Annotated in this window: 11 protein-coding genes; 8 read left to right on the top strand and 3 right to left on the bottom strand. The window is 67.5% G+C overall.

Annotation, left to right across the window (positions count from 1 at the left end; genetic code table 11):
- The first annotated feature begins 19 nt into the window (after positions 1-19).
- From RCP38_RS16410 to RCP38_RS16375, 8 genes are all read left to right on the top strand, one after another.
- Positions 20-790: a winged helix-turn-helix transcriptional regulator gene (locus RCP38_RS16410; protein WP_308473978.1), complete on the top strand. Its 771-nt coding sequence runs from the start codon at positions 20-22 to the stop codon at positions 788-790.
- The gene (gene mshD / locus RCP38_RS16405; RefSeq protein ID WP_308473977.1) at positions 787-1,716 is read left to right on the top strand and encodes a mycothiol synthase; all 930 of its coding nucleotides are present in this window, start codon (positions 787-789) and stop codon (positions 1,714-1,716) included. Before RCP38_RS16410 ends, mshD begins: the two co-directional genes overlap by 4 nt.
- 114 nt (positions 1,717-1,830) lie before the next feature.
- Positions 1,831-2,937: a phosphate ABC transporter substrate-binding protein PstS gene (pstS, locus tag RCP38_RS16400; protein ID WP_308473976.1), complete on the top strand. Its 1,107-nt coding sequence runs from the start codon at positions 1,831-1,833 to the stop codon at positions 2,935-2,937.
- A gap of 49 nt (positions 2,938-2,986) precedes the next feature.
- On the top strand, positions 2,987-3,955 hold the full coding sequence (gene pstC / locus RCP38_RS16395; RefSeq protein ID WP_308473975.1) for a phosphate ABC transporter permease subunit PstC: 969 nt from the start codon (positions 2,987-2,989) through the stop codon (positions 3,953-3,955).
- On the top strand, positions 3,952-4,866 hold the full coding sequence (gene pstA, locus RCP38_RS16390) for a phosphate ABC transporter permease PstA (protein ID WP_308473974.1): 915 nt from the start codon (positions 3,952-3,954) through the stop codon (positions 4,864-4,866). The genes pstC (RCP38_RS16395) and pstA (RCP38_RS16390) overlap by 4 nt, the downstream gene beginning before the upstream one ends.
- Before the next feature lie 80 nt (positions 4,867-4,946).
- Positions 4,947-5,723 carry a phosphate ABC transporter ATP-binding protein PstB gene (gene pstB / locus RCP38_RS16385; protein WP_308473973.1) on the top strand — a complete coding sequence of 259 codons (777 nt, stop codon included), beginning with the start codon at positions 4,947-4,949 and terminating at the stop codon, positions 5,721-5,723.
- 57 nt (positions 5,724-5,780) lie between these two features.
- Positions 5,781-6,881, top strand: coding sequence for a phosphate ABC transporter substrate-binding protein PstS (gene pstS / locus RCP38_RS16380; protein ID WP_308473972.1), 1,101 nt, complete (start codon positions 5,781-5,783; stop codon positions 6,879-6,881).
- A 109-nt stretch (positions 6,882-6,990) separates the two neighbouring features.
- Complete coding sequence (locus tag RCP38_RS16375; protein WP_308473971.1) at positions 6,991-9,018, top strand: serine/threonine-protein kinase PknD; 2,028 nt, start codon at positions 6,991-6,993, stop codon at positions 9,016-9,018.
- A gap of 20 nt (positions 9,019-9,038) precedes the next feature.
- Here the strand turns inward: RCP38_RS16375 and pstA (RCP38_RS16370) are convergent, their stop codons facing one another.
- The 3 genes from pstA (RCP38_RS16370) to pstS (RCP38_RS16360) are packed head-to-tail and all read right to left on the bottom strand — an operon-like array spanning position 9,039 to position 12,018.
- Positions 9,039-9,944 (bottom strand): phosphate ABC transporter permease PstA, encoded by a 906-nt coding sequence (gene pstA / locus RCP38_RS16370; protein ID WP_308473970.1) that lies wholly within the window; start codon positions 9,942-9,944, stop codon positions 9,039-9,041.
- Entirely contained in the window at positions 9,941-10,906 is a 966-nt protein-coding gene (gene pstC / locus RCP38_RS16365; RefSeq protein ID WP_308473969.1) for a phosphate ABC transporter permease subunit PstC, read from the bottom strand. Before pstC (RCP38_RS16365) ends, pstA (RCP38_RS16370) begins: the two co-directional genes overlap by 4 nt.
- Complete coding sequence (gene pstS / locus RCP38_RS16360) at positions 10,903-12,018, bottom strand: phosphate ABC transporter substrate-binding protein PstS (protein WP_308473968.1); 1,116 nt, start codon at positions 12,016-12,018, stop codon at positions 10,903-10,905. The genes pstC (RCP38_RS16365) and pstS (RCP38_RS16360) overlap by 4 nt, the downstream gene beginning before the upstream one ends.
- Positions 12,019-12,200 lie beyond the last annotated feature (182 nt).

The raw sequence follows: 12,200 nt of genomic DNA, 5'->3' as shown, positions 1-12,200 counted from the left end.
GGGACGCTGGAGGGCCTCTTTGGAACTACTGCTGTTGACCGCCGACCCGCACTCCGACGGAGTGCTGCCGTCGCTGTCGTTGTTGGCACACACCGTGCGGACGGCGGCGCCGGAGGTCTCTGCGCTGCTCGAGGCCGGTACGGCCGAGGTGGTGCTGGTCGACGCGCGCACCGACCTGGCCGGTGCACGGGGCCTGTGCCGCCTGCTCAGCGGTGCTGCGGGGTCGGTTCCGGTGGTGGCCGTGGTGACCGAGGGCGGTCTGGTCGCCGTCAACTCGGAGTGGGGCATCGACGAGATCCTGCTACCGGGCACCGGTCCGGCCGAGATCGATGCCCGGCTGCGCTTGCTGGTCGGGCGGCTTGGCGCGCCGGCCGCCGATCAGGCTTCCGGCCAGACCAAGCTGGGCGAACTCGTCATCGACGAGGGTACCTACACCGCACGGCTGCGTGGTCGGCCGCTGGACCTGACCTACAAGGAATTCGAGCTGCTCAAGTACCTGACCCAGCATGTCGGGCGGGTGTTCACCCGGGCGCAGCTGCTGCAAGAGGTGTGGGGATACGACTTCTTCGGGGGCACACGCACCGTCGACGTCCACGTCCGGCGGCTGCGCGCCAAGCTCGGGCCGGAGTACGAGTCACTGATCGGCACCGTCCGCAACGTCGGCTACAAGGCGGTCCGGCCGGCCCGAGGCCACCCGGCGGGCGCCGCCGACGACAGCGCCGGGGACGACGCGCTCGACGATCTCGACGGGGCCGACGGTGGCGCGCCCGAGTCGCTGGCGAACCAGTGACCGCCCCGCAGTGGCGAGCCGCGCTCACCGACGACGAGCAACGGCAGGTCCGTGAGCTGATCGCGGTCGCCGGTACCCACGACGGTGTCGCCCCGGTCGGTGAGCAGGTGCTCCGGGAGCTGGCCGCGTCCCGCACCGAACATCTGCTCGCCCGGGACGGGGCCGCGGTACTTGGCTACCTCAACCTGCCCGGTGGCTCCGACGACGCTCCGCCGATGGCCGAACTGGTGGTGGCGCCGCAGGCCCGACGGCGCGGGATCGGGACGGCACTGGCCCGCGCCGCGTTGGACAGAACCGACGGGGGCACCCGGTTCTGGGCCCACGGCACCTTGCCCGCGGCCCGGGCGACCGCCGCGGCGCTGGGCCTGGACACCGTGCGTGAGCTGCTCCAGATGCGACGGTCGCTGCACGGCGTGCCGGAGCCGGCGGTTCAGCCAGGCTCGACGGCGGCTCCGCCCGGGGTGTCGGTGCGCACCTATGCCGGCCCCGCCGACGACGCCGAACTGTTGCGGGTCAACAACGCCGCCTTCTCCTGGCATCCCGAGCAGGGCGGCTGGACGGTCGCCGACCTGGCCGAGCGGCGGGCCGAGCCCTGGTTCGATCCCGAGGGGCTGTTCCTGGCGTTCGAGGGGTCCACGCTGCTCGGGTTCCACTGGACCAAGATCCACCGCGGCAAACCGGGGGCCGAGCAAGCCGGTGAGGTCTACGTGGTCGGGGTCGACCCGGCCGCGCAGGGCCGCGGCCTGGGGGGCGTGCTCACCGAGATCGGCCTGGTCTATCTGGCGGACCGGCTCGCCGACGTCGACGATCCCACCGTGTTGCTCTACGTCGAAGCCGACAACACCGCGGCGTTGCGGACCTACGAGCGGTTGGGCTTCACCGTGTACAGCGTCGACACCGCCTACGCGACATCCGCCCGCGGCTGACCGCTCACGACATCTGTTCACCGATCGTTCATCTGCCATGCGGTTGCCATCCATGAGTGGCGCATACGTTCCCCGGAAGGATTTTCCAACGCAGAGCGAGAAGGGCGAGGAGCGATGAGACGCACGACGGCGGGTCTTGCGCTGTTTGCGGCCGCCACGACGGGTCTGGGGCTGAGCGGTTGCGGTAGCGACGACAACATCGCGACCGGCTACACCGCGGACGCGGCGGACTCCGCTCGGTGCGAGGGGAAGCGCAGCCTGACCGCAGAGGGATCGACGGCTCAGCAGAACGCGATCGCGGTGTTCAACCGGGTGTGGGCCAAGCAGTGCGCGGGCAACAATCTCTCCTACAACCCCACCGGATCGGGGGCGGGCAGAGAACAGTTCATCGCCGGGCACGTCGACTTCGCCGGATCGGACTCTCCGCTGAGCGACACGCAGGCCGTCGAAGCGGCCGACCGGTGCGGCCAGAATCCGGCCTGGCACCTGCCGCTGGTGTTCGGCGCGATCAGCCTGCCCTATCACCTCGACGGGGTGGAGCACCTGGTGCTCAACGGCGACGTGCTGGCCCGGATCTTCAGCGGAACCATCACCCACTGGGACGACCCCGCGCTGATCGCCCTCAATCCGGGGACGGAGCTGCCGCCGATCGCCATCACGCCGATCTTCCGGTCGGATTCCTCGGGTACCACCGACAACTTCCAGAAATACCTCAGCGCCGCGGCACCGGAGGCCTGGACCTTCGGTGCGGGCAGTGAATTCCAGGGCAATGCCGGTGAGGGAGCGCAGAAGTCGGCGGGCGTGGTGCAGGCGGTGCAGAGCACCCCGGGTGCCATCGGCTACGTCGAGCAGGGCTTCGCCGTCCAGGCGGATCTCCGGTCGGCGATGATCGACTCGGGTGCCGGCGTGGTCGCCGCGACCGACGAAGCCGCCGGTGTCGCGATCCAATCGGCCGACTTCGAGTCGGACGACAGCAACGACCTGCGGTTGGATCTGAGGTCGCTCTACGGCACCAAGCAGCCGGCCGCCTACCCGCTGGTGCTGGTGACCTACGAGATCGTCTGCTCCAAGGGCTACGAGCCGGATACGTCGGCCGCGGTGAAGTCGTTCCTGCGGACGGCGTCGGGCGGAGGCCAGGACGAATTGTCGGGCGCGGGGTACGTGCGGTTGCCGGAGAAGCTGAAGCGGCGGCTGAGCACCGCCATCGACGCCATCCAGTAACGGTGATGCCGCAATCGACGAGGGGGTGTCGAGCATCGTTGCCTCGTCCATGACGCCGCCCCCGGTGCTTCCGGACCGGGAATGCATCGGCGGAAACCGCTTCCGGGACCGGGCGTTTCGCCTGGTGGCCGAAGCCTCCGGGGTGTCGATCATCGTTTTGATAGCCGCCGTCGGAGCCTTCCTGCTGTTCCGGGCGATACCGGCATTGCAGCGCAACCGGGAGAACTTTTTCACCTTCGGTGGCGCCTGGGTCACCACCGATACCTCCGCCATGCATTTCGGTATCGCCGAACTGCTGCAGGTGACGGTGTTCGTGTCGGTGTTCGCACTGCTGCTGGCCATGCCGGTGGCCCTGGGGGTCGCGGTCTACCTGACCGAATACGCGCCGCGCCGGTTGGCCGGGCCGCTGGGATACCTGGTCGAACTGTTGGCCGCGGTGCCCTCGATCATCTACGGCGCATGGGGGTTGTACGTGTTGGGGCCGCAGCTGCGCGGCACCGCGGTGTGGCTCAACGACCACCTCGGCGGATTCTTTCTGTTCGCGACCGGCAACGCGTCGGTCGCCGGGGGCGGCACCATCTTCACCGGCGGGATCGTGCTGGCGGTGATGATCCTGCCGATCATCACCGCGGTCAGTCGCGACGTGTTCGCCCAGACTCCGCGCGGTCAGGTCGAGGCCGCGCTGGCGCTGGGTGCGACGCGTTGGGAAGTGGTCACGATGGTGATGCTGCCGTTCGGCCGGTCCGGCTACATCAGTGCCGCGATGCTCGGATTGGGGCGGGCGCTCGGCGAGACGGTCGCATTGCTGATCATCCTGCGGTCCACCCAGAAGGCGTTCAACTGGTCGCTGTTCGACGGCGGTTCCACGTTCGCGACCAAGATCGCCGCGACGGCGTCGGAGTTCAACGACCAGTACAAGGCGGGTGCTTACATCGCCGGCGGTCTGGTGCTATTCGTGCTGACGCTGATCGTCAACGCGCTGGCGCGGGTCGCCATCGGCCGGAAGGGGCCGTCATGACCGACCTGTTGGACCGGCCGCTGAAACCGCGCTCGTTCGTGCGGGTCGGGCTGCGCCGACGCATCGTCGATGCGATCGCCACGGTGCTGATGACCGCGGCGATGGTGCTGGCGTTGGTGCCGCTGGCGTGGGTGCTCTACACGGTGATCGACTTCGGGCTGGGTGTGGTCGGCTCCCGCGTCTGGTGGACCCACTCGCAGGCCGGTATGACCGCGTTCACGGCCGGCGGCGGTGCCTACCACGCGATCGTCGGGACGCTGCTGCAGGGACTGACGTGTGCGGCCATCTCGGTGCCCGTCGGGGTCCTCGTGGCGATCTACCTCGTGGAGTACGGCGGCGGTACCCGACTGGGCAGGCTGACGGCCTTCACTGTCGACATCCTGACCGGGGTGCCGTCGATCGTGGCGGCGTTGTTCGTCTACGCGCTGTGGGTGGCGACCCTGGGATTCCACCGCTCGGGCCTGGCGGTGTCGTTGTCGTTGGTGCTGTTGATGGTGCCGGTGATCGTGCGCGCCACCGAAGAGATGCTCCGGATCGTTCCGATGGATCTGCGCGAAGCCAGCTATGCGCTCAGCGCGCCGAAGTGGCGGACCGTCACCAGCATCGTGATCCCGACCGCGTTGCCCGGCATCATCACCGGGATTCTGTTGGCGTTGGCCCGGGTGATGGGGGAAACCGCCCCGCTGCTGATCCTGGTCGGCTATTCGCAGGCGATGAATTTCGATATGTTCCACGGCTTTATGGGGTCGTTGCCGGGAATGATGTATGACCAGACATCCGCGGGCGCGGGCACCATCCCGGTACCCACCGATCGGCTGTGGGGTGCGGCACTGACGCTGATCCTGTTGATCGCCATACTTAATATTGTGGCTAGGCTGGGCGCACGGCTATTTGCGCCTAAGAAGGTTTAGTCGTCTAGTCTGGCGAAAATTCACGCCGCAACGGGACGGGTTGAGTCGATGCAGGTTGAGTCGAGTGAGGAAGGCTGCTAGTGGCCAAAAGGTTGGACCTGAACGACGTCAACATCTACTACGGGGCGTTTCATGCGGTCGCCGACGTGTCCCTGTCGGTGCCACCGCGCAGTGTCACGGCGTTCATCGGGCCGTCGGGCTGTGGCAAGTCGACGGTGTTGCGCACGCTCAACCGGATGCATGAAGTCATCCCCGGTGCGCGGGTCGAGGGCTCGGTGTTGCTCGACGGTGAGGACATCTACCAGTCCTCCATCGACCCGGTGGGGGTGCGCAAAGCCATCGGCATGGTGTTCCAGCGCCCCAATCCCTTCCCCACCATGTCGATCCGCGACAACGTGGTCGCCGGGCTGAAACTGCAGGGTGTGCGCAATCGCAAGTTGCTCGACGAGACCGTCGAGCACTCCCTGCGCGGCGCCAACCTGTGGAACGAGGTCAAGGACCGACTGGACCGTCCCGGCGGCGGCCTGTCCGGGGGGCAGCAGCAGCGGTTGTGTATCGCGCGCGCCATCGCCGTACAACCCGACGTGCTGCTGATGGATGAGCCGTGTTCGGCGTTGGACCCGATCTCGACGATGGCCATCGAGGAGCTGATCGCCAAGCTCAAGCAGGACTACACGATCGTCATCGTCACCCACAACATGCAGCAGGCGGCTCGGGTCAGCGACCAGACCGCGTTCTTCAACCTGGAAGCCGTCGGCAAACCCGGCCGCCTGGTCGAGATCGACGGCACCGAAAAGATCTTTTCCAACCCCAGCCGCAAGGAGACCGAGGACTATATTTCCGGCCGCTTTGGTTGACGAATTGCCATATTCGGCTACCGTGTGGAGTTAGCGTGCTGACCCCATAGGAGCGTAGTGAAGATAAAGCGATTCGGTGTCGCGTCGTGCCTGCTGGCAGGTGTACTGCTGACGGTCGTCGCCTGCGGTGGTGGTGACTCGTCGAAGGCGTCGGGTTCCGGGTCGGTGGAGTGCGGCGGCAAGCAGAAGCTGACCGCGAGCGGTTCGACGGCGCAGTCGCACGCGATCGAGCAGTTCGCCTACGCCTACATCCGGGCCTGTCCGGACTACACCATCGACTACCGGGCCAACGGATCCGGTACCGGGATCGCCGAATTCGCCAGCGGGCAGACGAATATCGCCGGCTCGGACTCGCCGCTGGATGCGTCCACCGGAGAGCCGCAGCGGGTCGCGGCGCGGTGCGGTTCGACGCCCTGGCACCTGCCGACGGTCTTCGGCCCGATCGCGGTGACCTACAACATCGCCGGCCTGAGCGAGCTCAACCTGGACGGGCCCGCGCTGGCCAAGATCTTCAACGGCACCATCACCAGTTGGGACGACCCCGCGCTGCAGGCGCTCAACCCGCACGTGCAATTGCCGGCCCAACCCATTCAGGTGGTGTACCGCAGCGACAAGTCCGGGACCACCGACAACTTCCAGAAGTATCTGGACGTCGCCTCCGACGGTGCCTGGGGTCACGGTTCGGGCAAGGTCTTCAACGGCGGCACCGGCACCGGCGCGGCCGGCAACGACGGTACTTCCTGGCTGTTGCGGACCACCGACGGGGCGATCACCTACAACGAGTGGTCCTACGCGGTGGGTCGCAACCTCAGCATGGCCCGGATCGTCACCTCGGCCGGCCCCGAGCCGGTGGCCATCTCCGTGGAATCGGTGGACAAGACCATCGAGGGAGCCAAGTTCAGCGGTAGCGGTAACGACCTGGTGGTGGACACCGCGTCGTTCTACAAGCCGACCACCCCCGGCGCCTATCCGATCGTGTTGGTGACCTACGAGATCGTCTGCTCCAAATATCCCAACGCGACGACGGCGCAGGCGGTCAAGGCGTTCATGAATGTGGCGATTACCGACGGACAGCACGATCTCGACCAGTTCGGCTACATTCCGTTGCCGCCCTCATTTACCGAGAAATTGAAGACCGCGATCGACGCGATCACCTGATGGATTACGTTCTGCGCCGCCCGTTTTTTGCTGGTAACCTTCAGTTAATCTGCTGTTTACGCAACAGCAGATCGGCTCATGCCAATTTGTTCTGGGTGAATGGAGCGTCGTGAATAACAATGACTCGGCTTCGCGGGTGGGCACCGAATTCGGGCCCTACCGATTGGTTCGCCTGCTGGGACGCGGCGGCATGGGCGAGGTCTACGAGGCCGAGGACACCCGCAAACGCCGGTCGGTGGCGCTGAAGCTGATCACTCCGGCACTGTCGGGCAACCCCTCGTTCCGGGCCCGCATGCAGCGCGAGGCCGACGCGGCCGGCCGGCTCACCGAACCGCACGTGGTGCCCATCCACGACTACGGCGAGATCGACGGGCAGATGTACGTCGAGATGCGGATGATCGACGGGCGGGACCTGAGCGTCGAATTGAAGCGCTCCGGGCCGCTGGCGCCGGCGCGCGCGGTGGCGGTGATCGAACAGGTGGCCTCCGCGCTGGACGCCGCGCACGCCAGCGGGATCACCCACCGCGACATCAAGCCGGAGAACATCCTGCTCACCCGGGACGACTTCGCCTACCTGGTCGACTTCGGCATCGCCCGCGCCGCGGCCGATCCGGAGCTGACCCAGACCGGGATGGCGCTGGGCACCTACAACTACATGGCACCGGAGCGGTTCGGTGGGGGAGACGTCGACTACCGGGCCGACATCTACTCGCTGGCCTGTGTGTTGAGCGAATGCCTCTGCGGTATGCGGCCGTACCCGACCGAGACCGTGGAGCGATTGATCGCCGCACATCTGATGGAGCCCGCCCCGCGGCCGAGCCAGCTACGTCCGGGCGTGGTGCCGATCGCGTTGGACCAGGTGATCGCCCGCGGGATGGCCAAGAATCCGCGGGAGCGCTACAGCAGCGCCGGTGACCTGGCCCGTGCCGCCCACGATGCGCTGACCACCGCCGAGCAGCATCAGGCCGCGATGATCCTGCAGCACGGCGATGCGGCCACCCGGATCTCCGGCCCGGTCGGTACCGCCACCAACGGTGGTGGGGGCGCTACCGGTGCCGGGCACTGGCAGCCGTCGGCCACCGGGGCCCAGCACGGCTACCCACCGAACGCCTACGGCCACCAGCAAGATCAGACCCAGCTGCGGCCCGCCGCCGCCGGGTGGCCCGAACAGCCCGCGCGCCCGCAGGCGCACGCGTTCTCTGCGCCCGTGCCGGCGGCGCCCGCCGAGCCAAAGCAGCGGGGGGAGCGCCGGTGGATGGTGCCGGCCGCGGCCGCGGCGGCCTTGCTGATCGTCGTGGGTGGGGTGGTCGGTTACGCGGCCACGCACCGCTCGGATTCCTCGACGTCGGCGACCGCGTCCGCGGCATCGTCGAACGGGCAGAGCGTGGTGGCCTTCGACGGACTGAACTTCCGCTTCTCCCCGGGCGGGGTGGCCGTAGACGGTGACGGAACCATCTACGCCACCAACCAGAGCATGTACGGCCGGGTGGTGAAGCTGGAGGCGGGTTCGACCACGCCGGTGCTGCTGCCCTTCACCGGGCTGTACGAACCGCAGGGTGTCACCGTCGATCGCGCCGGCACGGTGTACGTCACCGACTTCAACAATCGGGTGTTGAAGCTGGAGAAGGACGCCACCGACCAGGTCGAGTTGCCGTTCACCGGGCTGAACTATCCCGAAGGGCTGGCGGTGGACGCCGAAGGCAGCGTCTACGTCACCGACCGGGGTAACGGCCGGGTGCTCAAGCTGCCGGCCGGGTCCGACGCCCAGGAGGTGCTGCCCTTCACCGGGTTGCGGCATCCCGACGATGTGGTGATCGATTCCGCCGGCAACATCTACGTCAGCGATACCGACAACGACCGGGTGGTCAAGCTCGCCGCCGGATCCCAGACCCAGACCGACCTTCCCTTCTCGGACCTGTCCGCCCCGTGGGGCTTGGCCCTCGACCGGGACGGCAACGTCTACGTCGCCAACCACGACAGCCACACCGTGGTGAAGATGGGCGCCGGCGGCGGCCACGAGACGAAGCTGCCGTTCAGCGGCCTGAACACGCCGCTGCAGATCGCGGTCGGTCCGGACGGCGCCGTCTATGTCGCCGACCGGGGCAACAACCGGGTGGTGAAACTGGCCGGCGCCTAGCCGGTCGGTTCCCGCTCGGCTCAGCGGTGTTTGACCGCGGTGATCCTGGTTGCGATCGCCGCCACGATCGAGCTGACCGCGACCAGGATGATCAGCGTCAGCGCCGCACCCCAGACGCGGGCGACGCCGGCGGCCTGCGGGTTCGACAACTCCGAGTAGATCAACAGCGGCAGCGACGCCATGTTCTCGTGCAGGATGTCGTAGTTGATCGATCGGCTGTAGCCCACCAGCACCAGGACCGGAGCGGTCTCGCCGATGATCCGGGCGACGGCCAGGAAGATTCCCGACAGGATGCCCGACAGCGCGGTGGGAACGACGACGCGCAGGATCGTCTTCCACCGCGGTATCCCGAGCGCGTAGCTGGCCTCCCGCAGTTCGTCGGGGACCAGGCGGAGCATCTCTTCGGTGGAGCGCACCACGATCGGCAACATCAACAGGGCCAGCGCCAGTGACACCGCGAACGCACTCTGCTCGAATTTCAGGGTGGCGATCCACAGGCTGAACACGAACAGCGACGCCACGATCGAGGGCACCCCGGCGAGCACGTCGACCATGAAGGTGGTCAACCTCGCCCACCGGCCGCCGCCGTATTCGATCAGATAGATCGCCGTCATCAGGCCCAGCGGGACCGCCATGGCGGCGGCCACCCCGGTCTGCACCAGCGTGCCGTACAGCGCGTGGTAGACCCCACCGGCGAATTCCTCCGGCAGCACGCCGCGCTGTGAATGCGTCCACCAGCTCAGGTTGGCGATCGCATGCCACCCGCGGGCCACCACCACCCAGAGCAGCCAGATCAACGGCACCGCCGCCACCGCGAACGAACTGTAGAACGCCGCCGTGGCGACCTTGTCGGTCACCCGCCGCCGCAGGCTGAGGTGGTGCGGCACCGACCGCTTGATCGGCGTGTCGAGCTGGTTGGTTGTCATCCGTTGACCTTGCCACCGGCCACCGCGCGTGCGGCGGCATTGACGACGAACGTGAGTACGAACAGGGCGAACCCGGCCGCGATGTAGGCGCCGGTCGGCAGCGGGGCGCTGAACTCGGCCGCCGCCGAAGCGATCTTGGACGCGAACGTGTAGCCGCCGTCGAACAGCGACCAGTTCCCGGGCCGGGCCGCCGCCCGCAGGATGATCAGCATCGCGACCGTCTCACCCAGCGCCCGCCCCAGGCCCAGCATCGCCGCGGCGATCACGCCGCTGCGGCCGTAGGGCAGCACGGCCATCCGCACCACCTCCCAGCGGGTGGCACCCAATGCCTGGGCGGCCTCGATGTGGGCGAAGGGCGTCTGCCGGAACACTTCCCGGGAGACCGACGTGATGATCGGAATGATCATCACCGCCAGCACGATTCCCGCGGTGAAGATGGTGCCGCCGCCGGCCAGCGACACGTTGCCCTTGGCGAACAGGAACAGCCAGTCGCCCAGGTGGCTGCGCAGGAACCGCATCAACGGCACCAGCATCGGCGCCAGGACGAAGATTCCCCACAGGCCGAAGACGATCGACGGCACCGCGGCCAGTAGGTCGATCACCACTGCGAACGGCCGGGTCAGCCGCTGCGGCGCGTAATGGGTGAGGAAAACCGCGATGCCGACCGAGATCGGCACCGCCAGCGCCAACGCGAACAGCGAACTGAGCACCGTGACCATCAGCAGGTCCCGGATGCCGAACGACAGGTGCTTGGGGTCGGTGGTGCGGAACTGCGGGCTGGTGAAGAAGTTCGCCTCGTTGGCGAGCAACGACGGGACGGCACGGACCAGCAGGAAGATCGCGATCAGTGCGATCGCGAACACCACCGTCGATCCTGCCGCCACCGCCGCGGCCCGGAACAGTCGCTCCCCGCGCGGGGAGCCGTTACCGATGAGTGAGTTCGATGGTTGTGCGTCGGTCACGAGATGGCGTCGACGGCGGTCGTCAGGCGCGCCTTGAATGCCTCGGGGATCGGCACGTAGCCGTTGTCGGCCAGACCGTTCTGGCCCGCGCCGATCGTGGACTTCAGGAACATCCGCACCGCGGTGCCGACTTCGGCGTCGGGGTACTTCGAGCACACCACTTCGTAGGTGGCGAGCACGATCGGGTACGAACCCGCCGCGGTCGGCTTGTAGAACGACATGGTGTCGAGCACCAGGTCGTTGCCTTCGCCCTTGATGACGGCACCGGAGATGGTCTTGCCCACCGATTCGGTGCTGATCGCGACCGGCTCGGGGCCCGCGGAGGTGACGATCTGGGCGGTGGCCAGGTTCTGGGCCTGGGCGAACGACCACTCGTTGTAGGTGATCGCCCCCTCGGTGGTCGCGATGGCGCCGGCGGTGCCGTCATTGCCCTTGGCGCCTTCGCCGACGCCGCCGTTGAACGCCTTGCCGGCGCCCTTGCCCCACGCCCCGTCGGACGCCGCATCGAGGTACTTCTGGAAGTTGTCGGTGGTCCCGGACTCGTCGCTGCGGAACACCACGCGGATCGGCTCCCCGGGCAGCGTGGCCGACGGGTTGAGCGCCTTGATCGCCTCGTCATCCCAGCTGGTGATGGTTCCGTTGAAGATCTTCGCGGCGGTCGGGCCGTCGAGGACGAGGTTGTCGACGCCCTCGAGGTTGTAGGTGATCGCGATCGGGCCGAACACCACCGGAAGGTTCCAGGCCGGCGATTCGCAGCGCTGCTGCGCCTGGGCGTACTCGTCGGTGCTCAGCGGCACGTCGGAACCGGCGAAGTCGGTCTGGCCGCCCACGAACTCACGGATGCCGGCGCCGGATCCGTTGGCCGTGTAGTTGACGTTCTGGTCCGCGCACTCCTTGATGAACGCGTTGACGAACCGGGCCATCGCGTTCTGCTGGGCGGTCGAACCGCTGGCCTTCAGGGTGTCCGCGCCACCGCAGGCGGCGCCGGCGGCCGCGGTGCCCGCCGACGTCTTCTCCGCGGTGCTCGAGTTCTGGTCGCTGCCACATCCGGACAACACCAGCGCTCCGGTCGCCACGATGCCCAGCGCCGTACCAATTCCATGCAGTTTCACATCGGCCCCTTTCGCAAGCTCATCACGGTGACGGCCGCGGACGCGGTATCACCAGGAGAAACCGGCCGCGAATCGGCAACGATCACGTGCGGACCGGATCACCACATACCCCAAAACGGTGAACAGTAGTATCTAACAGTGGAACTCTGGCGGCGTCAACGTGGATTCGCTAAATACCAGAT

This window comes from Mycolicibacter sp. MU0083 (assembly GCF_963378075.1).
In the GTDB taxonomy this organism is placed as follows: Bacteria; Actinomycetota; Actinomycetes; order Mycobacteriales; family Mycobacteriaceae; genus Mycobacterium; species Mycobacterium kokjensenii.
The sequence above is the reverse complement of the archived record's forward strand: the minus strand, read 5'-3'. Positions and strand labels throughout refer to the sequence as shown.

Coding starts and splice junctions, on each gene's coding strand:
- pstA (WP_308473970.1), bottom strand. CDS start 9,944: ATGACAACCAACCAGCTCGACACGCCGATCAAGCGGTCGGTGCCGCAC.
- pstS (WP_308473976.1), top strand. CDS start 1,831: ATGAGACGCACGACGGCGGGTCTTGCGCTGTTTGCGGCCGCCACGACG.
- pstA (WP_308473974.1), top strand. CDS start 3,952: ATGACCGACCTGTTGGACCGGCCGCTGAAACCGCGCTCGTTCGTGCGG.
- pstC (WP_308473975.1), top strand. CDS start 2,987: ATGACGCCGCCCCCGGTGCTTCCGGACCGGGAATGCATCGGCGGAAAC.